The organism is Actinosynnema sp. NPDC002837, assembly GCF_040295345.1.
Lineage (GTDB): Bacteria > Actinomycetota > Actinomycetes > Mycobacteriales > Pseudonocardiaceae > Actinosynnema.
Map to the genome: position 1 here is coordinate 57,315 of NZ_JBEOVG010000039.1, position 20,695 is coordinate 78,009.

The 20,695-nt window shown below is 73.2% G+C and carries 30 protein-coding genes; 16 read left to right on the plus strand and 14 right to left on the minus strand.

Features of this window, described 5'->3' with window-relative positions; all coding sequences use genetic code 11:
• The first annotated feature begins 28 nt into the window (after nucleotides 1-28).
• Nucleotides 29-514, plus strand: coding sequence for a ribonuclease HI (gene rnhA, locus ABTZ99_RS24855; protein ID WP_498782453.1), 486 nt, complete (start codon nucleotides 29-31; stop codon nucleotides 512-514).
• On the opposite strand, the gene ABTZ99_RS24860 is transcribed toward rnhA, so the two are convergent.
• The 6 genes from ABTZ99_RS24860 to ABTZ99_RS24885 form a co-directional block, all read right to left on the minus strand.
• Nucleotides 470-952 (minus strand): hypothetical protein, encoded by a 483-nt coding sequence (locus tag ABTZ99_RS24860; protein WP_499614355.1) that lies wholly within the window; start codon nucleotides 950-952, stop codon nucleotides 470-472. The two genes, rnhA and ABTZ99_RS24860, sit on opposite strands and share 45 nt — an antisense overlap.
• Before the next feature lie 14 nt (nucleotides 953-966).
• Nucleotides 967-1,356: a hypothetical protein gene (locus ABTZ99_RS24865; RefSeq protein WP_498782449.1), complete on the minus strand. Its 390-nt coding sequence runs from the start codon at nucleotides 1,354-1,356 to the stop codon at nucleotides 967-969.
• A gap of 149 nt (nucleotides 1,357-1,505) precedes the next feature.
• Nucleotides 1,506-2,111, minus strand: a complete 606-nt coding sequence (locus tag ABTZ99_RS24870) for a response regulator (protein ID WP_499614358.1) — start codon at nucleotides 2,109-2,111, stop codon at nucleotides 1,506-1,508.
• Nucleotides 2,108-3,202, minus strand: coding sequence for a sensor histidine kinase (locus tag ABTZ99_RS24875; protein WP_499614361.1), 1,095 nt, complete (start codon nucleotides 3,200-3,202; stop codon nucleotides 2,108-2,110). The genes ABTZ99_RS24870 and ABTZ99_RS24875 overlap by 4 nt, the downstream gene beginning before the upstream one ends.
• Before the next feature lie 7 nt (nucleotides 3,203-3,209).
• Nucleotides 3,210-3,599, minus strand: a complete 390-nt coding sequence (locus ABTZ99_RS24880; protein WP_499614364.1) for a hypothetical protein — start codon at nucleotides 3,597-3,599, stop codon at nucleotides 3,210-3,212.
• 87 nt (nucleotides 3,600-3,686) lie between these two features.
• Nucleotides 3,687-4,820, minus strand: a complete 1,134-nt coding sequence (locus ABTZ99_RS24885; protein WP_499614367.1) for an aminotransferase-like domain-containing protein — start codon at nucleotides 4,818-4,820, stop codon at nucleotides 3,687-3,689.
• A 148-nt stretch (nucleotides 4,821-4,968) separates the two neighbouring features.
• On the opposite strand from ABTZ99_RS24885, the gene ABTZ99_RS24890 reads away from it, so the two are divergent.
• Both ABTZ99_RS24890 and ABTZ99_RS24895 read left to right on the plus strand, forming a co-directional pair.
• Complete coding sequence (locus ABTZ99_RS24890; RefSeq protein WP_498782439.1) at nucleotides 4,969-5,295, plus strand: ArsR/SmtB family transcription factor; 327 nt, start codon at nucleotides 4,969-4,971, stop codon at nucleotides 5,293-5,295.
• A complete protein-coding gene (locus tag ABTZ99_RS24895) occupies nucleotides 5,292-6,140 on the plus strand; it encodes an SRPBCC family protein (protein WP_499614371.1) in 849 nt (282 codons plus the stop codon). Before ABTZ99_RS24890 ends, ABTZ99_RS24895 begins: the two co-directional genes overlap by 4 nt.
• Here the strand turns inward: ABTZ99_RS24895 and ABTZ99_RS24900 are convergent.
• Nucleotides 6,128-6,961, minus strand: coding sequence for an ADP-ribosylglycohydrolase family protein (locus ABTZ99_RS24900; RefSeq protein WP_499614374.1), 834 nt, complete (start codon nucleotides 6,959-6,961; stop codon nucleotides 6,128-6,130). The genes ABTZ99_RS24895 and ABTZ99_RS24900 overlap by 13 nt on opposite strands.
• Nucleotides 6,962-7,093: 132 nt before the next feature.
• Here ABTZ99_RS24900 and ABTZ99_RS24905 point away from each other — a divergent pair, with 132 nt between their 5' ends.
• A complete protein-coding gene (locus ABTZ99_RS24905; protein ID WP_498782433.1) occupies nucleotides 7,094-7,804 on the plus strand; it encodes a S1 family peptidase in 711 nt (236 codons plus the stop codon).
• Nucleotides 7,805-7,826: 22 nt separating this feature from the next.
• Here the strand turns inward: ABTZ99_RS24905 and ABTZ99_RS24910 are convergent, their stop codons facing one another.
• Nucleotides 7,827-8,732 carry a LysR family transcriptional regulator gene (locus tag ABTZ99_RS24910; protein WP_499614377.1) on the minus strand — a complete coding sequence of 302 codons (906 nt, stop codon included), beginning with the start codon at nucleotides 8,730-8,732 and terminating at the stop codon, nucleotides 7,827-7,829.
• A gap of 113 nt (nucleotides 8,733-8,845) precedes the next feature.
• On the opposite strand from ABTZ99_RS24910, the gene ABTZ99_RS24915 reads away from it, so the two are divergent.
• Nucleotides 8,846-9,508, plus strand: coding sequence for a type 1 glutamine amidotransferase domain-containing protein (locus ABTZ99_RS24915; RefSeq protein WP_499614380.1), 663 nt, complete (start codon nucleotides 8,846-8,848; stop codon nucleotides 9,506-9,508).
• Here ABTZ99_RS24915 and ABTZ99_RS24920 read toward each other — a convergent pair.
• Complete coding sequence (locus ABTZ99_RS24920) at nucleotides 9,460-9,864, minus strand: winged helix-turn-helix transcriptional regulator (RefSeq protein WP_498782427.1); 405 nt, start codon at nucleotides 9,862-9,864, stop codon at nucleotides 9,460-9,462. The two genes, ABTZ99_RS24915 and ABTZ99_RS24920, sit on opposite strands and share 49 nt — an antisense overlap.
• A 48-nt stretch (nucleotides 9,865-9,912) precedes the next feature.
• Here ABTZ99_RS24920 and ABTZ99_RS24925 point away from each other — a divergent pair, with 48 nt between their 5' ends.
• Nucleotides 9,913-10,710, plus strand: a complete 798-nt coding sequence (locus ABTZ99_RS24925; RefSeq protein WP_499614383.1) for an SDR family NAD(P)-dependent oxidoreductase — start codon at nucleotides 9,913-9,915, stop codon at nucleotides 10,708-10,710.
• On the opposite strand, the gene ABTZ99_RS24930 is transcribed toward ABTZ99_RS24925, so the two are convergent.
• The 3 genes from ABTZ99_RS24930 to ABTZ99_RS24940 form a co-directional block, all read right to left on the minus strand.
• Nucleotides 10,691-10,813, minus strand: a complete 123-nt coding sequence (locus ABTZ99_RS24930) for a hypothetical protein (protein ID WP_499614386.1) — start codon at nucleotides 10,811-10,813, stop codon at nucleotides 10,691-10,693. The two genes, ABTZ99_RS24925 and ABTZ99_RS24930, sit on opposite strands and share 20 nt — an antisense overlap.
• A 344-nt stretch (nucleotides 10,814-11,157) precedes the next feature.
• Nucleotides 11,158-11,715 (minus strand): dihydrofolate reductase family protein, encoded by a 558-nt coding sequence (locus ABTZ99_RS24935; RefSeq protein ID WP_499614389.1) that lies wholly within the window; start codon nucleotides 11,713-11,715, stop codon nucleotides 11,158-11,160.
• Nucleotides 11,712-12,749: a DNA polymerase IV gene (locus tag ABTZ99_RS24940; RefSeq protein WP_498782419.1), complete on the minus strand. Its 1,038-nt coding sequence runs from the start codon at nucleotides 12,747-12,749 to the stop codon at nucleotides 11,712-11,714. The genes ABTZ99_RS24935 and ABTZ99_RS24940 overlap by 4 nt, the downstream gene beginning before the upstream one ends.
• A 31-nt stretch (nucleotides 12,750-12,780) precedes the next feature.
• Between ABTZ99_RS24940 and ABTZ99_RS24945 the strand changes: the two genes are divergently transcribed.
• The 5 genes from ABTZ99_RS24945 (at nucleotide 12,781) to ABTZ99_RS24965 (ending at nucleotide 14,915) form a co-directional block, all read left to right on the plus strand.
• A complete protein-coding gene (locus ABTZ99_RS24945) occupies nucleotides 12,781-13,188 on the plus strand; it encodes a helix-turn-helix transcriptional regulator (RefSeq protein ID WP_499614392.1) in 408 nt (135 codons plus the stop codon).
• A gap of 22 nt (nucleotides 13,189-13,210) precedes the next feature.
• Complete coding sequence (locus ABTZ99_RS24950; protein WP_499614395.1) at nucleotides 13,211-13,621, plus strand: VOC family protein; 411 nt, start codon at nucleotides 13,211-13,213, stop codon at nucleotides 13,619-13,621.
• A gap of 44 nt (nucleotides 13,622-13,665) precedes the next feature.
• Nucleotides 13,666-14,112, plus strand: a complete 447-nt coding sequence (locus ABTZ99_RS24955; protein WP_499614398.1) for a DUF309 domain-containing protein — start codon at nucleotides 13,666-13,668, stop codon at nucleotides 14,110-14,112.
• A gap of 129 nt (nucleotides 14,113-14,241) precedes the next feature.
• A complete protein-coding gene (locus ABTZ99_RS24960; protein ID WP_053722518.1) occupies nucleotides 14,242-14,424 on the plus strand; it encodes a hypothetical protein in 183 nt (60 codons plus the stop codon).
• Between the two features lie 53 nt (nucleotides 14,425-14,477).
• On the plus strand, nucleotides 14,478-14,915 hold the full coding sequence (locus tag ABTZ99_RS24965; RefSeq protein ID WP_498782410.1) for an SRPBCC family protein: 438 nt from the start codon (nucleotides 14,478-14,480) through the stop codon (nucleotides 14,913-14,915).
• A 27-nt stretch (nucleotides 14,916-14,942) separates the two neighbouring features.
• On the opposite strand, the gene ABTZ99_RS24970 is transcribed toward ABTZ99_RS24965, so the two are convergent.
• Entirely contained in the window at nucleotides 14,943-15,173 is a 231-nt protein-coding gene (locus ABTZ99_RS24970) for a hypothetical protein (RefSeq protein ID WP_498782408.1), read from the minus strand.
• 114 nt (nucleotides 15,174-15,287) lie between these two features.
• Between ABTZ99_RS24970 and ABTZ99_RS24975 the strand changes: the two genes are divergently transcribed.
• Entirely contained in the window at nucleotides 15,288-16,040 is a 753-nt protein-coding gene (locus ABTZ99_RS24975) for an EI24 domain-containing protein (RefSeq protein ID WP_498782543.1), read from the plus strand.
• Here ABTZ99_RS24975 and ABTZ99_RS24980 read toward each other — a convergent pair.
• Entirely contained in the window at nucleotides 16,033-17,964 is a 1,932-nt protein-coding gene (locus tag ABTZ99_RS24980) for a beta-propeller domain-containing protein (protein ID WP_499614403.1), read from the minus strand. The genes ABTZ99_RS24975 and ABTZ99_RS24980 overlap by 8 nt on opposite strands.
• Before the next feature lie 159 nt (nucleotides 17,965-18,123).
• Here ABTZ99_RS24980 and ABTZ99_RS24985 point away from each other — a divergent pair, with 159 nt between their 5' ends.
• The 4 genes from ABTZ99_RS24985 to ABTZ99_RS25000 form a co-directional block, all read left to right on the plus strand.
• On the plus strand, nucleotides 18,124-18,498 hold the full coding sequence (locus ABTZ99_RS24985; RefSeq protein ID WP_230572641.1) for an FKBP-type peptidyl-prolyl cis-trans isomerase: 375 nt from the start codon (nucleotides 18,124-18,126) through the stop codon (nucleotides 18,496-18,498).
• Between the two features lie 129 nt (nucleotides 18,499-18,627).
• Nucleotides 18,628-19,188, plus strand: a complete 561-nt coding sequence (locus ABTZ99_RS24990; RefSeq protein ID WP_499614406.1) for a YbaB/EbfC family nucleoid-associated protein — start codon at nucleotides 18,628-18,630, stop codon at nucleotides 19,186-19,188.
• Nucleotides 19,189-19,209: 21 nt separating this feature from the next.
• Nucleotides 19,210-19,512, plus strand: coding sequence for a type VII secretion target (locus tag ABTZ99_RS24995; protein ID WP_499614409.1), 303 nt, complete (start codon nucleotides 19,210-19,212; stop codon nucleotides 19,510-19,512).
• The coding region (locus tag ABTZ99_RS25000) for a WXG100 family type VII secretion target (RefSeq protein WP_499614411.1) at nucleotides 19,512-20,695 on the plus strand (1,184 nt) is incomplete at its 3' end. The genes ABTZ99_RS24995 and ABTZ99_RS25000, both read left to right, overlap by 1 nt.

Consider the following 20,695-nt stretch of genomic DNA (forward strand, 5'->3'; position numbering starts at 1 on the left):
TGCTCGAACCGGTCGGTATGTTCCCCGCATGGAGCAGGTGGTGGAGATCTACACCGACGGCGCGTGCAGCGGCAACCCCGGACCGGGCGGGTGGGGCGCGGTGCTGCGGTACGGGTCGCACGAGCGCGACCTGTTCGGCGGGGAGTCGTCGGCCACCACCAACAACCGCATGGAGCTGATGGCGCCGATCCGCGCGTTGGAGACCTTGAAGCGGCCGTCGGTGGTGCGGATCTACACCGACAGCACGTACGTCCGCAACGGCGTGCTGTCGTGGATGACCAAGTGGAAGGCCAACGGCTGGCTGACCTCGGGCAGGCAGCCGGTCAAGAACGTCGACCTGTGGCAGCGCCTCGACGCCGCCACCACGCCCCACGAGGTCGAGTGGCACTGGGTGAAGGGCCACGCCGGGCACCCGGAGAACGAACGCGCGGACCGGCTGGCGGTCCGCGGCGTCCGGGCGGCGATGGAGTCAGATCTGCGGGCAGACGTCGTACATGATGCGGAACAGGCGTGAGGACTCCGGGGACTGCTCCGGCGGCAGGTCGAAGTAGCCCTTGGCGGCCTCGACGCACCGGGTGAGCAGGTCGTGCTCGGTGGACAGGGTGGACTCCCGGGACCGGTTGGTCTCCAGGGTCGCGTCGGCCTCCTCCTGCTTGCCCGACACGTCGGCGAGCGTGCGCTCCTGGTCGGCCCTGGTGGCCGCGAGCGCGTTGCGGTCGGCGCGTTCGCCCAGGTAGAGGACGGTGAACAAGCCCGCCACGATGGCGAACACGGCGGCCAGCGCGGTCAGCGCGACGATCGGCGCCCGGCCGGGGCGCGCGGGTGGCGGAGGCGTCGGCTGGTGCTGCATCGACACGCCGTTCGGCGGGGTCGGCGTCGGCGCGAACGAGGTCGGCGCAGTCGGGTTCGACGAGGGCGGCGTGAACGCCTGGTCGGGTTCTGGCGTGGTCATGTCGGCTCCCCGGCTCAGCAGTTGTCCGAGGCGCGGTCGACGGCGGGCCCGAGGGCCGCGTCATCGTCGTCCCGCGCCGCGATGATCGAGTCCCTGGCCGGGTCGGCGCACTTGTGCAGCTCGGCGTTCTGCGCCTCCAGCGTGGAGATCCGACCGATGACGGTGTCGTTGGCCGACTCGGTCTCCTCCAGCCGCTCCTCGGCCTCGGCGAGCGACCGGCTGGTCTGGTCCAGGCGCTGGACCTCCAGGCCGTGCTCCTCCTTCGCCCCGACGAACAGCACGATCGCCAGCACGGACGCGCCGACCAGGACCACGGTGAGCAGGCCCAGCAGCACGACGGCGGCACGTGGCCGGGGCCGCGGCGGTGGTGGCGGTGACGGGATCGACAGCGCGTGGTCGGTCATGTGGCCCCCTTTTCCCTTGAGATGCCACGAAAGTAGGGAGGGGGGCGGGCGCCGGCCAAGCCTCGGGCCGCCGGAAACTTCCGCTACCTGCCGGGGACGGCGCGCAACCCGTCCCCGGACCGGGCCGGTCCGGGGGATCCGGGGGCGTTTCAGAACCAGCCGTTGTCGTGCGCGGTGACGTAGGCCTCCGACCGGCTCGCCGCGCCGAGCTTCGCGACCGCCGCGGCCAGGTAGTTGCGCACCGTCCCGGCGGACAGGTGCGTGCGGCGCGCGATCACCGCCACCGGCGTGTCGTACTCCGCCAGCCGCAGCACCTCCAGCTCACGCGGCGTCAACGGGCACGGCGGCGTGGTCAGCGCGTCCGCCGCCAGCTCCGGGTCGACGTACCGGGCGCCGCCGTGCACCCGCCGGATCACGTCGGCCAGCGTGCCGCCCGGCGACCCCTTCGGCAGGAAGCCCTTCGCCCCGGCCGACAACGCGCGGTGCAGGTGGGGCGGCTTGCCGCGCCCGGTAAGGATCACCACCGCGCACCCCGGCAAGGCCGACGCCAGCGACGCGGTCACCTCGAACCCGTCCAGCTCCGGCATCTGCAGGTCGACCACGGCCACGTCGGGCCGGTGCGCCAACGCCGCGCGCACCGCCTCCCGGCCGTCACCGGCCTGCGCCACGACCTCGAGGTCCGGCTCCAGCCCGAGCAACGCCGCCACCGCGACGCGGATCAGCTCCTCGTCGTCGGCCAGCAGCACGCGTATCACGTCCGCACGGTCGCCACCAGCGTGAACACCCCGTCCTCCTCCCCCGTGCGCACCGTCCCGCCCACCCGGGCCAGCCGCTCGGCCAGCCCGCTCAACCCCGACCCGCGCGACCCGTCGGAAGCACCGCCGGAACCGCTGCCGGAAGCGCCGTCGTTCGCCACGGTCAGCCGCACCTCGTCGGCGCCCGCCACCACGTCGACCGAGCACCACCGCGCCCGGCTGTGCCGCAGCACGTTCGTCCCCGCCTCCCGCAACGCCCACGACAGCTCGCGCGCCGCCGCGGGCAACTCCGCCGGAACCGACACGGTGCACCGCACCCCGGCCGAGGTCAACACCTGCTCGATCGCCGACGCCTGCTCGGCCAGCTCCACGGTCCGGTACCCGCGCACGGCCTCCCGCAGCTCCGACAACGCCGCCGACGCCAGCGCGCGCACCTCGTCCGCCTCCGCACCGGCCCGCTCACCGTCCACGAGCGCCAGCCGCGACGCCAGCTCCGCCTTCAGCGCGATCACGGTCAACCGGTGCCCCAGCAGGTCGTGCACGTCCCGGGCGAACCGCAGCCGCTCCTCGATCACCGCCAGCCGCGCCCGCGCCTCACGCCCCCGCTGCGCCTGCACGACCAGGTCCCACAACCACACCGGCAGCACGTGCATCAGCGCCAACCCGACACCGACACCACCGGCGACCACCAACGCCCGCACCGGGTCCGGCGACACCACCACCGCCACCGCGACCACCAGGGGCGCCACCGCCCACGACCGCCGCCGCACCAGCACCGGGGCCGTGCCGACGAGCGCCGCGCCGACCCACGCCCACGTGTCCCACCGCCCCACCGCCACGGGCGCCAGCAACGGCACCGACAGCAGCGACGCCGCCACGAACGCCACGTCCCACCGGCCCCGCGCCACACCCGGCGTCACGGCCGCGTAGAGCACGCCGGCGTGCGCGGCGCCGAACAGCACCACGCCGACCAGCCCCGCCACCACCCAGGCGGGCCGGGTCTCCAGCAGCACGCCGACACCCGGCCCGGCCAGGCTGGTCGACCACGCCACGCCCAGCGACACGAGCGTGAGCACCCTCGCCTGTCGCATCACGCGCTCACCATGCCAGCGACACGCCGACGAACGCGTCGACCACCGCGCACGCCAGCGCGTACCAGGTCGGCACGACGAGGTTGGCGCGGAAGTGCGCGAGGTCCCAGCCGGCGTGCGCCAACCAGCCCGCCGCGACCAGGTACCGGCCGACCCCGGGGTCCACCAGCAGGGCGATCCCGGCCACCGCGCCGAACCCGACCACGCCCGCCACCTGCGCCCACACCAGCCGGGTGCGGCGCACCTCGCCGCGCAGCAGCCCCGCGACCAGGTAGACCAACGCGCACGCGACCAGTCCCCACGTGCCGAAACCGGTCCAGTCGTCGTCGCCGTCGGCCACGATCGCGATGCCCAGCGCCGTCGAGATCACCAAGGAGAGGATCGAAGAACTTTTCATGGCAACCACGTTGGGGCCGGCCGCGCACAAGCCCCACCCCCGCGGTGTCACCGGGAACCCGTGCGGATCGCACGGTCCGACCATGCGCTACCGCAGCACGGTCGCCAGCCTCCGCATCCCCTCCACGATCTCGTCCGCCGTGTTGGTGGTGAACGACAGCCGCAGCGTCGACCGGTCCGGCGTGGTCGCGTAGAACGGCGCGCCCGGCACGAACGCCACGTCCCGCGCCAACGCCGCCGTGATCAGCGACGACGTGTCCACCCCGCCGGGCAGCGCCACCCACACGAACATCCCGCCGTCCGGGTCGCTCCACCGGGCGCCCGCGGGCACGGTCGACGGCAGCGCGCCGATCATCGCGTCCCGCCGCTCCCGGTAGGCCGCGCACAGGCCCCGGATGTGCTCGTCGAGGTCGTTCGCCTTCAGGTACGCCGCCGCCGCGGCCTGGTCGACGGTGGACGTGTGCAGGTCCGCCGCCTGCTTCACGATCACCAGCGTGCGCATGATCGACGCGGACGCGCGCAGCCAGCCCAGCCGCATGCCCGGCGCGCCGACCTTGGAGAAGCTGCCCGCGTGCAGCACGCGGTCGCTCATCGAGGCCAGCGGCGGCACGGGCTCGCCCCGGTAGCGCAGCTCGCTGTACGGGTCGTCCTCGACGACCCACAGGCCGTGCCGGTCGGCCAGCGCGGCGATCTCGGCCCGCCGCCGCGCGCTCAACGTCCGGCCGGTCGGGTTCGCGAAGGTCGGCACCAGGTACAGCAGCTCCGGCCGGTCCCGCTCGATCACCTCGGCCAGCGCGGCCGGGTCCATGCCGTGCTCGTCGCCCGCGACGGGCACGATCCGCGCGTCGGCGAGCTGGAAGCACTGCAACGCGGCCAGGTAGGTCGGCTCCTCCACCGCCACGACCGCGCCCGGCTCCAGCAGGGCGGTCACGACCAGCGTCAACGCCTGCTGCGAGCCGGACGTGACCAGCAGGTCCTCCACCGCGGTCGGCAGGCCGCGCCGGGTCAGCCGGTCGGCGACCAGGCCGCGCAGGTCCACGTCGCCCTCGGTGGGCGCGTACTGGAGGGAACGGCGGGACACGGCCTGGTCGAACGCCGTGCGCAGGCCGTCGACGTCGAACAGCTCGGGCGCGGGCAGGCCGCCCGCGAACGAGATGACCTCGGGCCGGGAGGTGAGGGCGAGCAGGTCGCGGACCGGCGAGCCGGCGAACGTGCGCGGCATGGAAGGGCTCCTCGAAGGTCGAGCGGAAGGGTTCACGCGGTTGTGCCACGCATGAGGTAGGCCGCACTGGGGTCGAGGCGCCGAACCCATCCTACCTTTCCGACCCCTCGGTTGACAGCGCATATGCCGATCGGGCTATATTCCTGTCATGGCATCTACGTTCGCCGTGCTCGCCGACCCGCACCGGCGCCGGATCCTCGACGTGCTGCGCGGGGGCGAGCGACCGGTCAACGACCTGGTCGACGGGCTGTCGGTGAGCCAGCCGACGGTGTCCAAGCACCTGAAGGTGCTGCGCGAGGCCGGGCTGGTCGAGGTCAGGCGGGACGCCCAGCGCCGGCTCTACCGGCTGCGGCCGGGGCCGCTGGCCGAGGTCGACGCCTGGCTCGCGCCGTACCGGCGGATGTGGGAGGACAGCCTGGACGCGCTGGAACGGCGGCTGGACGCGATCGACGGGACGGACGGGAGGGACTCGTGAGCACCGAGTTGAGGAGGATCGACGGCAAGCCCGTGCTGAGGTTCGAACGGGTGCTGGCGCACCCGCCCGCCTTGGTGTGGCGGGCGGTCACCGAGCCCGCCGAGCTGGCGCACTGGTTCCCGGCGGCGGTGGCGATCGACGGCCGGGAGATCACGTTCTCCTTCCCCGACCAGGTCACCACCGGCGAGGTGCTGGAGTCCGACCCGCCGAAGGTGTTCGCGTTCCGCTGGAACACCGACGTGCTGCGGTTCGAGCTGCTGCCGCACGAGCGCGGCTGCCTGCTGGTGTTCACGCACGTCCTCGGCGACGAGCACGGCGCCGGGCGCAACGCCGCCGGCTGGGACACCTGCCTCGCGGGCCTGGAGGCGCGGCTCGACGACCGCCCGTTCGAGCCGCCGACGGACGTGCGCGGCCCGATGGAGCACTACATCCGCGAGTTCGGGCTGGACGAGGGCCGGGTGGACGACGGCGTGGTGCGGTTCGTCCGCGACCTCGTCTGGCGCCCGCTGGAGGAGGTGTGGGCGCTGCTCACCGACGGCGAGGAGGGCGTGCCCGCCCGCGCGGCCAACCCGCACGTGCCGGCCGGCCCGCTGGTCGAGCGGACGCCGCCGCGCGTGCTGGCGTTCGACTCGCCGACCGGCAGGGTGCGCTGGGAGTTCCGGCACGACCCCGACCAGGGCACGACGGTCGAGCTGACGCACGCGCTGGCCGACCCGGCGTTCGCCCCGCGGGCGCTCGCGGCGTGGCACGCGCACCTGGAGCTGTTCTTCGCGGCCACGTTCGGCGACGTCCGCCCGTGGCCGGAGGAGCGGGTCGCCGAACTCCTCGGCCGCTACAGCAGCTGAGCGTCCACCCGGGCCAGGTGGTCGCGGCCGTACGGCCCGTTCTCCAGCCCGTCCACCAGCGCCCGGGGCAGGTCGGCGCGGATCTCGGCGGACCGCGACGCGGCGGCCAGCGCGACGGTCGCGACCGTGTCCACGTCGCCGGTGAAGGCCACGCACGCCCGCAGCACCGAGCTCAGCGAGCCGCCGTCGGCCAACGCGGTCAGCGCCGCGCGCACGCTCATCACGCCCTTCGACCCGACCTTGCCCCGCCACGGCCGCGCCCACGCGTCGGAGCCGAGGCGCGCGGCGATCCACGTGCCGACCTCCGCCACCGGACCGAGCCCGTGGTGGCAGTAGTGCACGGCCAACGCCGCCGCCCGCGCCGACGCCACGCCGTCCGGCGTGTCGTGGGTGACCTTGGCCTGCACGTCGGTGTGGTGCAGCACGTCGGCCACGGTGGGCAGCAGCCCGGCCGGCGCGGCGCGCATCGCCGCGCCGCTCTTGTCGCTGTCGGGCCGGATGCGGGCCAGGAACTCCGCGCCGGAGTGCACGCTCTCCAGGAAAGCCTGGAAACCCCGCGCGTAGCCCTCGCGCGGGTCGCGGTGGAACGCGGTCACGAACGCCGACGCCACCGACTCGGGCGTCCACGGCGCGCCGGAGACCCGCAACTCCGCCAACGCCAGCGTCAGCTGCGTGTCGTCGGTGTACGCGCCGGGGCGAATGCCGAGGTGCCGCGGGTGCCGCACGTACCCGGCGAGGGTGTTGTGGCTGGCCACGAGCGATGCCGGGGCGTACTCGAAGCCCGCGCCGTACGCGTCCCCGATGGCCAGTTCGACGAGCATGACGCACACCGTATAGCGCGCGTTATGACTGTTTCGAGATATCCCTTTTCACCCGGTCGAGTGGTACGAATCTCGTGACCCAAGACACCCCTGTGCGCGAGGAATCGCGTGTCTTCGGAATCGAGGAAACCCTTGCGAATCACCAGGTTGATCCCTGCGCTCGCGGCCGCGTTGCTCTCCCTGCTCGCCCTGGCGCCGTCGGCGTCGGCCGCGCCGGCGGCGGAGGGCGGCGTGACGCCGTACATCATCGGCGGCGGCTACGCGAGCAACGCGCCGTGGGCGGCCCGGCTGTTCTCCAACGGCAGGCAGACGTGCACCGCGACGATCATCGCGCCCACGTGGATCCTGACCGCGAAGCACTGCGTCAGCGGCGGCGGGCTGTCGTTCCGCATCGGCAGCCTCGACCAGACCTCCGGCGGCACGATGGCCAACGGCGTGCAGACCCACAACCACTCGTCGGACCTCTCGCTGGTCCGGCTCGACCGCTCCGTGTCCGCGACCTACGCCCGCCTCGGCCAGCCCGGTTCGGTCACCGTCGGCCAGAACGTGCAGGTCTACGGCTGGGGCGCGACGTCCCGGTGCGGCTCGGAGATCAACTGCCAGTCGCAGTACCTGAAGGTCGCGAACGTGACCGTCACCGGCGGCTGCACCGACGCCTACGGCGGCAGCGCGATCTGCGCCCGGCGCGGCGACGGCATCACCGCGGGCGGCGACTCGGGCGGCCCGATGATGGCCGGCGGCGTGCAGGTGGGCGTCGCGTCCACCAGCGACCGGCAGACCACCACCGCCTACACCAACGTGACGCGCTACCGGTCCTGGATCCAGTCCATCGCCGGCGTCTGACCCCCCGCGCGGGACCGGGGCGTCACAGCACGCCCCAGTCCCGCGCGCGGGCCATCAGGTGGCCGTGCACCAGCGCCACCGACGGGTTCGCCAACCCGCCGACCCGGGTGGCCAGGAACAGCGTGTTCAACGGCGGCACGACCGCCTGGTGCGCCAGTTCCACCGACCCCGCCGCCAGCGCCGGGTCGGCCAGGTACCGCGGCAGCGCCGACACGCCGGCCCCCGCGACCACGGCCGCCAGCACCGCCCGCAGGTCCGGCACCACCACCGCGACCGGGTTGGGCGGGCGGCGGCCGAACTCGCTGCGCCAGTACCGCCGCACGATCGGCAGCTCCTCCGCGTACGCGACCAGCGGGAGGTGCGCCAACGCGCGCACCGGGTCGGACGCCAGCAGCGCGCGGTCGATCGTGCGCACCAGCGTCGGCGCGCCGACCAGCACGAACTCCTCGTCCACGAACGGCGTCGCGACCACCGCCCGGTCCGCGGGCCGCACCGCGGACACCACCAGGTCCAGCCTCGCGTTGACCAGCGCGGCGAGCAGGTCGTCGGCCAGGCCGAGGGTGATCCTCAGCCGCAGCCCGCGCGCGGTCAGCGGCGCCAGCGCCGGCAGCACCCGCGCGGCCACCACCTCCACCGCGCCCGCCAGGTGCACGGTGCCCGCGTACGCATCCCGGTCGTCCACTTCGGACAGCGCCGAGCGCAGCTCGTCCACGTGCGCGCCGACCCGGCGGGCCAGCGCGTCGGCGCGCGCGGTCGGCGTGACGCCGCGGCTGGAGCGCACGAACAGCGGCTCGCCCAGCTCCCGCTCCAGCCGGGCGAGGTGGCCGCTGACCGCCGGCTGGGTCAGGCCGCGCCGCTGGGCGGCGGCGGTCAGCGAGCCGGACCGGTAGATCTCCACGAACGTGGACAGCAGGTCTAGGTCCGCCACCGCAACTCCAGAGTTATAAGAAGGCTTATGGCCGGCCGCACGCTACCGGATGAAACGTGATGGGGTGGTCGTTGTCCGAGCAGTACAGCGACTTCTCGAGAGGGATGAAACGGATGAGCAGGGTTCTCGTGGTCGTCTCGGCGGCCGACCGGCTGGTGCTGGCCGACGGGTCGAGCCACCCCACCGGGTTCTGGGCGGAGGAAGTGGTCGAGTCGGTGCGCGTGCTGCGGGACGCGGGCGTGCGGGTGGACATCGCCACCCCGGGCGGCGCGCGGCCCACCGTGGACGCGGTCAGCGTGACCGAGGAGTTCGGCGCCTACCTGGCGTCCATCGACGACGAGTTGGCGGCGCCGCTGCGGCTGGCGGACGTCGACGTGGCCGACTACGACGGCGTGCTGCTGCCCGGCGGGCACGGCCCGATGGCGGACCTCGCGTCCGACGCGGACCTCGGTCGGCTGCTGGTGGCGTTCGACGAGGCGGGCAAGGTCGTCGGCGCGCTGTGCCACGGCCCGGCCGGGCTGCTGTCCGCGGTGCGCGAGGACGGCTCGTTCGCGTTCGCCGGGCGGCGGCTGACCGTGTTCACCGACGAGGAGGAGCGCCAAGGCGGCTTGGCCGTGCCGTACTTCGTGGAGGCGCGGCTGCGCGAGCTCGGCGCGGTCCCGCAGACCGGTCCGGCGTGGTCCAGCACGGTCGTCGTGGACGGCAACCTGGTCACCGGCCAGAACCCTCAGTCCAGTGTGGACACCGCGCGGCGGGTGCTGGAAGCGTTGTCGTAGGCCGAACGCGCGGCCTCGATCTCGTCCTCGTGCCGCAGCGCCCACCGTCCCAAGGGGACGACGAGGTCCAGCAGGGAGCGGCCGAGCGCGGTCGCCGCGTACGTGACGCCGGCGGCCTTGCCCGGCCGCACGTCCCGGCTGACGAGGCCGTCGCGCTCGAGGTTGCGCAGGGTGCGGGTGAGGATGCGGCGGCTCAGCCCGTGCACCGCGCGGTCCAGCTCGTTGAAGCCGTAGGGCCGTTCGGCGAGCAGGGCCAGCAGCAGCAGGCTCCACTTGTCGCCGACCCGGGCCAGCAGGCCGGACACCGAGCAGGCGGCGCGGTCGGCGACCGTGACCGGCGCGGGGACCAGTGACATGGATGTGCCTTCTTCCGGGTCGTCGCGGTGCGCACCAGGCTTCAGGTTATGGCGAACGCGGTGATCACGGGCGGCACGAACGGCATCGGCCGGGCCCTGGCGGAACGGCTCGCGAGCGAGGGGCACCGCGTCGCGGTCGTGGGCCGGTCGGCCGCCGCGCCGGACGGGGTCGAGCTGATTCGAGGCGACCTCGGCACGGTCGCCGGCACGGCCGCGGTGGCCGACGAGGTGGCGGCCCGGTTCGACGTGGTCGACCACCTCGTGCTCGGCGCGGGCCGCTTCACCCCGCGCCGCGTGGTCACCGCCGACGGCTTGGAGCACTCGTTCGCGCTCTACGCGGTGAGCCGGTTCGCGCTGGTGGAACGGTTGCTGCCGGTGCTGGAGCGCTCCGCCGCGCCGGTGGTGGTGAGCCTGTGCGGCGTGGCCGGGCTGCGCGGACCGGGCATCCAGTGGGACGACCTCGCGCTCAGCCGCGGGTTCCGGGCGTTCGGGGCGGTCAGCCAGGGCGCGCGGGCCGCCGACCTGCTCGGCGCGGGGTTCGCCGACCGCCACCCGGGCAGCGCGGTGCGGTACGTCCTGCACAACCCGATGTTCGTGGACAGCGGGCTCGGCGCGCAGGTCGGCGGTGCGCGCGGCCGGGCGCTGGACCTGGTGGCCCGCCTGTTCGCCCGGTCGACGGCCGACGCGGCGGACCAGGTCCACCGGTTCCTGGCGGACCCGCCCGCCGCCGCCCTCACCGCCTCGCGCGCGGGCGCGCCGGTCGACCTGGCCAGGCCCGAGTTCGACCGGACCGCCGCCGCCCGGCTCTACGCCGTGCTGGAGGACATCACCGCCTCGGCGCGGTGACGCGGAACGACGGCGAGCCGCCGACCTGCTGCGACGTGGTGGTCAACGCGGAGGCCGCGCCCTGCTCCTCATCGGCCACTCCGGACGAGGCGGCCACGAACATCGCCGGGAACCGTGTCCCGGTATCCGGAAGCTCCGATCACGACCCTGGGCGGGGATCACCATGGCGTCTGAGGTGTCGGTCGGGCTTCGCATCGAGCAGCACCGAACATCGGCCTTCACCAAGGCAACACGGAATACAGCCAGTGCAGGGACTGGCTGGAAAGCCGAGCGCGCCGACGTCCGGCGGCGCCACGTACACGATGCTGTCGTCCATGGCCACGACGAACTGGGCAAACGCCGGCAATGAGGCGAGCCCGGCACGGGGGCGTGTCGGGCTCGCCGCGGTGTCCACGAGCCGGGCAAGATCTACCGCGACCTCATCTCGTCGCTCGACCTGGACCGAGGTCACCTGAGCACGCGGAACCGCAGGTGCAGGACGTCGTCCGCCTCGACGGCCTCGATCCGCTCGAGCTCCGCGGGCGGGAGGCCGTCCAGCAGCCGCGAGCCCCCGCCGAGCAGCACGGGCACCAGCTGGAGCCGGATCTCGTCGACCAGCCCGGCGCGCAGCACGTGCCCCGCCGACTCCGCGGCCGCCATGACCAGCACGTCCTTGTCCCCCGCCGCCGCACGGGCCTGGGCGATCGCGCTCTCCGGGCCGTCGGTGACGAACGTGAACGCCGCCGACTTCATCGCCAGCGGCGCGCGCCGCTCGTGCGTGAGCACGAAGCTCGGCACCGGGAACGGCGTGTCCTGCCAGTACTCCAGCCCCAGGTCGAACGTCCGCCTGCCCAGCACGACCGCGCCGACCGTCGCCGCGAACGGCGCGTCACCGTCCGACCCCTCGGCGAACATCCACTCGTGCAGCCGCTCGCCGCCCTCGCCCATCGGGTGCTCCTCGCCCACGTTGGGCCCGGCGCTGTAGCCGTCGAGCGACACCGAGCCGTTCAGCACGACCTTCGTCACGGCGCTCCTCCAGCGAACTCGACGCGCACCCCCAGCAGGCGCACGGCACGTGTGTCCTCGAATCTTGCCAACGCCGCCACGGCCGCGTCCTCGATCGGCCCGGGTTCCATCGTCGGCTCCGCCAGCGACACGCCCCGCGTGTAGGTGAAGAACGGCACGAACCGCACCTTCACCACCACCCGGACCGCGGGCCGCCCTTCCGCCCGCACGTCCTCGACCACCCGCCGCGCGAGCAGCCGGACCTCCTCCCGGATCCGGTCCGGCTCGGTCAGGTCCCGCTGGAACGTCGTCTCCCGGCTGCGCGACTTGGCCACCCACGGCGTCGCGGTCACGTCCGTGTCGCCGGCGCCCAGCGCCAGCTGCCGGAAGTGCGGCCCCATCGCCGGCCCGAACCGCGCCGCCAGCACCTCCGGCTCGGTCCGCGCCAACTCCTCGACCGTGCCGACGCCCAGCTCGGCGAGCTTGGCCGCGGTCCGCGACCCGATGCCCCACAACGCGGTCACCGGCCGTCCGGCCATCACCTCGACCCAGTTGTCCCTGGTCAGCCGGTACACCCCGGCGGGCTTGGCGAACCCGGTGGCGAGCTTGGCGCGCAGCTTGTTGTCGCCGATGCCGACCGAGCACTCCAGCCCGGTCTCCGCTTTGACCGCGCGGCGCGCGGTGTCGGCCAGCGCCTCCGGGTCGTCGGTGCGCGCGCCGAGGAACGCCTCGTCCCAGCCGAGCACCTCGACCACCACGGGCAGCTCCCGCAGCACGTCCATGACGTGCGCGGACACCTCTTCGTACGCGGGCGCGTCGGACGGCAGGAACACCGCGTCCGGGCAGCGCTTCTTCGCCAGCCGCAACGGCATCCCCGAGTGGACGCCGAACTCCCTCGCCTCGTAGGACGCGGTGGCCACGACGGCGCGCTGCGTCGGGTCGCCTGCTCCGCCGACGACCACGGGCCTGCCGCGCAACTCGGGCCGGCGCGCCACCTCGACCGCCGCGATGAACTGGTCGAGGTCGACGTGCAGGACCCAGTCCGATCCGGACACCACGCCAGTATCGCCGTGGCAGGCTGTCACCGTGCGACCGGAAGAACTGGCCCACCTGCGCCGGGCACGGGACCTGATGGACCGCGAGTACGCCCGTCCGCTGGACGTGCCGGCGATGGCGCGCGCCGCGCTGATGTCGCCGTCCCACTTCGCCCGGCAGTTCAAGCAGGCCTACGGCGAGACGCCGTACAACTACCTGATGACCAGGCGCGTCGAACGCGCGAAGGCCCTGCTGCGCCGGGGCGACCTCAGCGTCACCGACGTGTGCATGGAGGTCGGCTGCACGTCGCTCGGCTCGTTCAGCTCGCGGTTCACCGAGCTGGTCGGCGAGACGCCCAGCGCCTACCGGGCACGCCGCCACGACGAGGTCGCCGCGGTGCCCGCGTGCTGGTCCAAAATGGTCACCCGCCCGAGCAGATCTCGAGAAGCACGAGTCTGACCAGCGCGGATAGGTTCCCCGCATGAGCATGAAGATCTCGCACACGTTCCTGCAGGTCCGCGACCAGCAAGAGGCGCTCGCCTTCTACCGCGACGTGATCGGCCTCGAAGTGCGCACCGACGCGCCGATCGAGCAGTTCCGCTGGCTGTCGGTCGGCCCGGCCGGCCAGCCCGACGTGGAGATCGTCCTGGAGGACCCGCGCATGGGCCGACCGGCGGACGACGCGGCCGCGATGACGGAGCTGATGGCCAAGGGCTCCCTGGGCGCGGCGATCTTCCGCGTCGACGACTGCGACGCCACGTTCGAGCGGCTCCGGGCGGCGGGCGCGGAGGTCATGCAGGAGCCGATTGACCAGGCGTACGGGGTGCGCGACTGCGCGTTCCGCGACCCGTCGGGCAACCACCTGCGGTTCTCCGGGCCGCTCAAGAGCTGAACCGCGCCGTTTCGCGGTGACGGGGTTCGTGACACGATCACCACGTGCCGACCAGCCCACGCGACCGCGACGAGCAGGGCCGGGCCCGCAACGCGCGCCCGCGCGACGGGCTCGGCCGCCCGCTGCCCTACGGGCTGCCGGGCGTCGAGCGCCAGCCCGAAGGCGTGCCGCGCACGCCCGAGGAGTCGCTCGTCGAAGCACAGCGCCTGCTCGACCTCGGCCGGCCGTTCCACGCGCACGAAGTGCTGGAGGACGCGTGGAAGGCCGCGCCCGAGCCCGAGCGGGAGCTGTGGCGCGGCTTGGCGCAACTGGCCGTGGGCATGACCCACGCCGCGCGCGGCAACGCGTCGGGCGCTTCGGCGCTGCTGAGCCGCGGCGCGCGCAACATCATCCCCTACCGCGACGACCCGCCGCACGGGGTGGACGTGGCGGGCCTGGTCGCCTGGGCGGCGTCGGGCGACGGCGTGCCGCGGCTGGCCAAGGATTCGTGACGAACTGATCACGCTCGGCTGCCGCCGTGCCGTTGACCTGTCCGGACCGCGAAGTGCGGCCGAACGCGCGCTTGGCGGACCCCGCCGCGGGGTAACTGGTGGTCACCCACCTCACCAGGGAGGTTTCCCGTGTTAGCGATCATCGCCGCGGTCATCTTCGGCCTCGCCCTCCTGCTGGACCTCGCGAACGCCTCGCTCGGCTCGGTCCTGGACGGCGGCACGCTGCTCGTGGCGGGCCTGCTGTGCGTGGCGTTGCACCTGGCCGGCGTCGGCGCCGGCGCGCGGGCGTTGAGCTTCCGCCGCCGTCGCTAGGAGAGCACGGCCCTCGCCGGGTGCGGGGGCCGTCCCGGATGGACAATCGGCGCGTGGACGTGTCCGCGCGCCGATTGATCAACCAGCCGCCCGAGGTCGTGGCGCGGTACGCGATGGACTGGCGGCACGACCACGAGTGGACGCGCGGCATCAAGCGCGCCGAGCTGAGCGCGCCCGCGCCCGGCGGCGGGTTCGGCGTCGGCGCGGAGGTCACGCGCACCGCGCACTTCCTCGGCAGGCGCATCGACTACGTGCTGCGGGTGGTGGCGCACGAGCCGCCGACGCTGCTGGAGATGAAGTCGGTCGCCGGGCCGTTCCCGATGCACGTCACCTACCGGTTCGACACCGCCCACGCGGGCGCGACGATGGCGTCCATCCGCGTCCGCGGTGACGCGGGCCGGCACTACCGGCTGGTCGGCCCGCTCGTGGCGCGGTTCGTCCGCGCCAACCTCCGCAAGGACCTCCACGCCCTCTCCCGCCACGTCGGCTGACGACGACGGCGGCCCGACGACGACGGTTCAGCGGTGCGGTGGCGGCGCCGTGAGCAGGCACGCCACGCAGGGCATTCCCTCCGGTTCCGGCAGCAGCTCGGCCATGTCCAGGTCGAGCTGTTCCCCGCAGAGGGTCAGCAGGGTCGACCGCGTGCCGTCGTCGGGCAGCGGCGCCAGGTGGCAGCTCCGCTCCCACTCGCCGACGAGGTCCGCGCGCTTGCGCACGAGCAGGACGGGCTCGGTGTGATCCAGTGCCATGACGAAACGTCCTCTCCCCAGAGACCCTCAGTCTGGCACCGCTCCCAGAACGGCGCGACCACCGTTTTTCGACTTCACGGGCCCCACGGTGGATATGCTCCGCCGGTGATCAGGGTGCTGCGGGACTTCTCGACCGGTGTCGGACTGCTCGGCCAGGGCTTCTCGCTGGTGTTCCGCTCGCCGAAACTGCTGCTCATCGGCGCCGTCCCGGCGTTGATCACGACCGTGCTGCTGGTCGGCGGCCTGGTCGGGCTCGCGGTGTGGATCGACGAGATCGCCGCCTGGGTCACGCCGTTCGCCGACGACTGGAACGAGGGCCTGCGCGCGGCCACCCGGTTCGCCGCCGGGTTCTCGATCATCGGCGCGTTCGTCGCGATCGGACTGCTGCTGTTCACCGCGATCACGCTGATCATCGGCGGACCGTTCTACGAGCACATCGCGGAGACCGTCGAGGACACGCACCTCGGCGGCGTGCCCGAGGCGGAGCAGGTGACCTGGCTGCGGTCGGCGGCGGTCGGCGTGCGGGACGCGATCGTGCTCGTCGGCATCGCGATCCTGCTGGCCATCCCGCTGTTCGCCGCCGGGTTCATCCCGGTCGTCGGGCAGACGGTGGTGCCGGTGGTCGCGGTGCTCGTCAACGCGTCGCTGCTGGCGATCGAGCTGACCGGCATCCCGTTCACCCGGCGCGGCCTCAAGCTCGACGTGCGCCGGCGGACGCTGCGCAAGCGGCGCGCCGTCACGCTCGGCTTCGCCGTGCCGACCTACCTGCTGTGCCTGATCCCGTTGGCGGCGCTGGTGGTGCTGCCGGCGGCGATGGCAGGCGGCACGGTCCTCGCGCACCGCCTGCTCCACGACCAGATCAGGTGAACGGCACCCACGCCTGCCGCGCCAACCCGTCGATCCGGTCCACGCCCACGCCCACGGCGGACACCGTCCACAGGTCGTCGCCGATCACCAGCGCCCGGCGGATGCCCGGGTCGTAGGTCGACTGCTCGTGCCGGACCGTGCCCAGCGCGGAGAACGCGCCGTCACCGAGCCGCAGCACCAGCAGGCCGCCCGCCGCCGACCCGCTCGCGCCCGACCCGAACACCGGCAGCACCACCAGGTCGCGGGCCGGCCAGTACAGGAACGCGTGCGGGTCGAACTCGACCTCCGAGCTCGCGCCGGGCAGGTGGTGGCCCGCGAGCTTGGCCGGCGCGGCCGGGTTCGACACGTCGAACAGCGACACCTGCGTGCCGGTGACGCGGCCCTGCGCCGTGGCCTCCTGGCCGACGCCGATCAGCTTCCCGTCACCGGCGGGGTGCAGGTACGCCGAGTAGCCGGTGATCTTCAGCTCGCCGACCTTGCGCGGCGCCGCCGGGTCGGACAGGTCCAGCGTGTAGAGCGGGTCGACCTGCCGGAACGTCACCACGTACCCGACCGGCCCGGCGAACCGGACGCTGTAGATCCGCTCGCCGACGCCGAGCCCGTCGACCTTGCCGACCTCCACGAGCGTCGCGCCGTCCCGCTTGAGCACGGTGACCGCGCTCTGCGTGGCGGGCGCCTGCTCGGGGATGCCCGGCGCGTCACCGGAGGTCGTCGCCACCCGGAGGTGACCCTGGTGCTCGGACAGCGAGTACTGGTTGAGCAGCGTGCCCGCGACCCGCCCGGACGCGACGTGCTTCGGCGGGCCCGGCTGCGACACGTCGAACTGGTGGATCGCCGTGGTCGCGGGCGTGGTCGGCGCGAAGCGCGTCATCGGCCGCAGGTGGTGGTCGTCGGCCACGTACAGCGACGTGCCCGTGCCGTACACGGTGTCGCCGTCGGCCATGATCGTCACCGCGTCGCCGTTGCCCAGCTCGCCCGGGAAGTCGAACGTCAGCACGGACAGCATCGACGTGGCCGAGTGCTGCTCGGGGTGGCTGACCCGGTCGCACGCGACCAGCGTGCCCTCCGAGCGCGAGCCGTCCGCGTCGGACAGCTCGTAGCGCGGCAGCCACGACTCGATCGGCGCGGTGGCGACGAGTTCCCGGTTCGCGATCAGGGACTCCGCCTCGCTGCGGTCGTTCGTCGGGTACACCCAGGGCAGCCGCGGCCCCGAGTGCACGACCACCCGCACCACGCCGCCGACCTGGCGCGCGTCGACGTACCGGCCGTCCACGGTGAGCGTGCCCAGCACGCGCGGCGCGGCGGACAGGTCGACCAACGTCACCGACGAGTCCTCGGCGTACACCTCCGTCGGGCCGTCGAACTCGATCCCGCGGCCCGCGATGCCGTGCCCGGCGCCGATGAGGAACGCGCGGTCCTCGTGCAGCAGCAGTTGGGAGGCGTGGCCGCCCGGCACGTCGAGCGTGCCGGTGAGCTGCCGGGTGGCCACGTCCAGCACCCGCAGCTTGCCGTCGGCCACCGTCACGACCCGCTTGCCGTCGGTCTTGACCAGGTCCGGCTCGTCGACGCCCGCCTCGTGCGCGTTCGTCTTGGAGTGCTCGGGCACGGCGGCGGCGTCACGGGGCGGGCTGCCTGCACGGGAGTCCGCCTGGCTCTCCATCGCGACGTCGCCGTCGGTCTTGGCCAGGAACGTGCGGCCGCCCACCCCGTGCGCGCCGACGTGCGGCGAGATCGCCTCGCGCAGCTCGGCCAGCGCGGTGTCGCACGTGTCGAACGCCACCAGCTCCACCGGCACGGCTTCGATCGGCGGCACGATCCGCCAGTCCTCCGCCTCGGTGGGCACGGCGGAGGCCGCGCTCACCCCCACCACCAGTGCCGCGCCGCCGAACAGCGCCGCACGCGTACCCCAGGACCGTCGCCTCATGCACCCAGGACGGGACGGACGGGGCAAAAGGTTGCGCGGCGGCGGTCACGGTCCGGGCGTAGGCCGATCGGCCGCACCCGGGGCGACATGATTGAGTAGGGCAGGACCGATTGCCCAACGCCCTCGCGTCCGGGGGCGGAGCGACCACAGGAGAGTCAAATGGCCCCGAGCAAGCCCGAGGTCGAGCCGTACGAGGGCGCCCCGCCCGCCGACCTGGTGATCGAGGACATCACCGTCGGCGACGGGCCCGAGGCGGCCCCCGGTCAGCTCGTGCACGTGCACTACGTCGGTGTGTCGCACTCGACCGGCGAGCAGTTCGACGCCTCCTGGGACCGCGGCGAGGCGTTCAGCTTCCCGCTGGGCGGGGGTCGCGTCATCGCCGGCTGGGACCGCGGTGTCGCGGGCATGAAGGTCGGCGGCCGGCGCAAGCTGGTCATCCCGGCGCACCTGGGCTACGGCGACCGCGGCGCGGGCGGCGTGATCAAGCCCGGCGAGACGCTGATCTTCGTGGTGGACCTGCTCGGCGTGAACTAGTGCCGGCACGGCCCGGTTGCGCCCCCTGCTCCGTTCGGAGCATTTGACCCGGGGGCGGAACCGGGCCGTTCACCATTGCGTCATCCTGAGTGGACCAACCGCACGTCATCTTCGAGGGGGAGAGCCGTCGTGCCCGAGGACATCGGCGCGTCCGAGCGGATGCTCAGCCAGTGGCAGCAGAGCATCGAGCAGAAGGCCGAGCGCTACCAGGAGATGGCCGCCCGCGTGCAGGGCATGACCATCTCCGAGGCCTCGCGCGACGGCTCGGTCAAGCTCACCATCGGCTCGAACGGCATCCTGACCCACCTGGAGATCGCCGAGTCCGCGCGGGACAAGCGGATGGCCGAGGTGTCGGCCGAGGTGATGAGGACGTTGCAACGCGCGCAGGCGCGCATCCCGGAACTGCTCCAGCAGGCCATGGCCGAGACCATCGGCACGCAGGACGAGACGGCCAACGTGCTGTTCAACGAGGCCAAGCGCAACTTCCCCACCCCGCCGCACGAAGAGCCCGGGCCGCCGCCGGTGGGCCGTGAGATGCGCTTCGGGATCGAGGACGACGACACGCCCCCGCCGCCCGCCACGCGTCCCGGACCGCCGGCCACGCCACCGCCCACCCCGCCGCCCGCGCGCAGGCCCGCGCGCCGTCCGGACGAGGACGACGACTTCGGCGGACAGTCCTTCCTTTCCTGACCAGCCTTCCAGGGGGATCACATGGCCGGTTTCGAGATCGTCGCGGAAACGCTCGAGGCGCACAGCAAGCAGCTGGACGACCTGGGCGCGCGGCTGCAGGGCGCGGTGGACGCGGCGAAGACCGTGAGCATGCCGACCGACGCCTACGGCATCATCTGCCAGCCGTTCCGGATGATGCTCGACCCCGTCGAGCAGTACGGGCTGGACGCCCTCCAGGGTGTCGTGGAGGCGATGGACGCCGCCGGCAAGGCGGTCAAGGACACCGTCAACCAGTACCGGGAGATGGAAGAGGCGATCCGGGACAGCTTCAAGGCCGGTGACTGATGGCGGGCGAGAACCCCTTAGTCGAGGCGCCGCCGGCGGAGTCGGGTTCGTTCTTCAACGCGGGTACCGGTGACAACGGGTGGGCGACCGGTATTTCCATCGCGGAGTCGGCGATGGACACGTTCAACGGGATCAAGGACGGCAACTGGGTCGAGGCCGGCCTGGGCATGGTCGGGTTGGCCGCGGACGCGGCGGCGATGGCGATCGACCCGTTCGGCACGTTGCTGTCCTCGGCGGCGTCGTTCCTGATGGAGCACATGCAGCCGCTCAAGGAGATGCTGGACTGGCTGGCCGGGAACCCGCCGGTGATCGAGTCGTACTCCACGACGTGGAACAACGTCGCCGAGGAGCTCGGGAAGATCGCCGAGGAGTACGCGTCCGGGGTGCAGCGGGGCACCGAGGGGTGGACCGGGTCGGCGGCGGAGACCTACCTGGCCAATTCGGCGGTGCACGGTGACGCGCTGACGGGTGCGGCGTCGGCGGCGGGCACGGTGGGCACGGTCGTGGGCCTGATGGGCATGGTCGTGGGGTTCGTGCGGGAGATGGTGCGCGACCTGATCGCCGACCTGGTGGGCAAGCTCATCGCGTGGGTGTTGGAAGCGGTGTTCTCGCTGGGGTTCGGCACGCCGGTGATCGTGGCGCAGGCCGTGACCGCGATCTCGAAGTGGGCCGCGAAGATCGCCAAGATCATCCAGGACCTGCTCAACACCATCAAGAAGGTCTCCCCGATGCTCAAGCGTCTGGTCGAGGTCTTCGAGAAGATCATGAAGGTAGTCGGCAAACTCGCCGGCAAGGTCACCGGCCTGGACGTGCTCAGCCCCGGCAACATCAAGCCGGGTGGCTTCCTGCAAACCGGCAAGGCCGACATCGACACCCCCTCCGGCAGCCCCTCCGGCACCAACAGCTCCGGCAACAGCTCCTCCGGCAACGGCGACTCGTCCACTTCGGACACCTCCGGTAACGGCACGGGGACCGGTAACGGCACGGGGACCGGCAATGGCACGGGGACCGGCAATGGCGACGGCACCGGCACACCGCCGGCCAACCGTCCGGGCGACAGCACCACCACCTCCGGCACCACCACCGACCCGACGACCTCCTCGGCGTCACGGCCCGGCCGGGGCGACCCGACCGACGTGCCCACCCCGACCAGCCGCCCCGGACGCGACCCCGGCAGCCCCGA

Excerpts from the sequence above, each read along its gene's own strand:
- ABTZ99_RS24980 (WP_499614403.1), bottom strand. The coding sequence starts at position 17,964 with ATGAGGCGACGGTCCTGGGGTACGCGTGCGGCGCTGTTCGGCGGCGCG.
- rnhA (WP_498782453.1), top strand. The coding sequence starts at position 29 with ATGGAGCAGGTGGTGGAGATCTACACCGACGGCGCGTGCAGCGGCAAC.
- ABTZ99_RS24985 (WP_230572641.1), top strand. The coding sequence starts at position 18,124 with ATGGCCCCGAGCAAGCCCGAGGTCGAGCCGTACGAGGGCGCCCCGCCC.
- ABTZ99_RS24930 (WP_499614386.1), bottom strand. The coding sequence starts at position 10,813 with ATGTTCGTGGCCGCCTCGTCCGGAGTGGCCGATGAGGAGCAGGGCGCG.
- ABTZ99_RS24920 (WP_498782427.1), bottom strand. The coding sequence starts at position 9,864 with ATGTCACTGGTCCCCGCGCCGGTCACGGTCGCCGACCGCGCCGCCTGC.
- ABTZ99_RS24900 (WP_499614374.1), bottom strand. The coding sequence starts at position 6,961 with ATGCTCGTCGAACTGGCCATCGGGGACGCGTACGGCGCGGGCTTCGAG.
- ABTZ99_RS24860 (WP_499614355.1), bottom strand. The coding sequence starts at position 952 with ATGACCACGCCAGAACCCGACCAGGCGTTCACGCCGCCCTCGTCGAAC.
- ABTZ99_RS24995 (WP_499614409.1), top strand. The coding sequence starts at position 19,210 with ATGGCCGGTTTCGAGATCGTCGCGGAAACGCTCGAGGCGCACAGCAAG.
- ABTZ99_RS24970 (WP_498782408.1), bottom strand. The coding sequence starts at position 15,173 with ATGGCACTGGATCACACCGAGCCCGTCCTGCTCGTGCGCAAGCGCGCG.
- ABTZ99_RS24875 (WP_499614361.1), bottom strand. The coding sequence starts at position 3,202 with ATGCGACAGGCGAGGGTGCTCACGCTCGTGTCGCTGGGCGTGGCGTGG.
- ABTZ99_RS24925 (WP_499614383.1), top strand. The coding sequence starts at position 9,913 with ATGGCGAACGCGGTGATCACGGGCGGCACGAACGGCATCGGCCGGGCC.
- ABTZ99_RS24915 (WP_499614380.1), top strand. The coding sequence starts at position 8,846 with ATGAGCAGGGTTCTCGTGGTCGTCTCGGCGGCCGACCGGCTGGTGCTG.
- ABTZ99_RS24865 (WP_498782449.1), bottom strand. The coding sequence starts at position 1,356 with ATGACCGACCACGCGCTGTCGATCCCGTCACCGCCACCACCGCCGCGG.
- ABTZ99_RS24885 (WP_499614367.1), bottom strand. The coding sequence starts at position 4,820 with ATGCCGCGCACGTTCGCCGGCTCGCCGGTCCGCGACCTGCTCGCCCTC.
- ABTZ99_RS24950 (WP_499614395.1), top strand. The coding sequence starts at position 13,211 with ATGAGCATGAAGATCTCGCACACGTTCCTGCAGGTCCGCGACCAGCAA.
- ABTZ99_RS24880 (WP_499614364.1), bottom strand. The coding sequence starts at position 3,599 with ATGAAAAGTTCTTCGATCCTCTCCTTGGTGATCTCGACGGCGCTGGGC.
- ABTZ99_RS24890 (WP_498782439.1), top strand. The coding sequence starts at position 4,969 with ATGGCATCTACGTTCGCCGTGCTCGCCGACCCGCACCGGCGCCGGATC.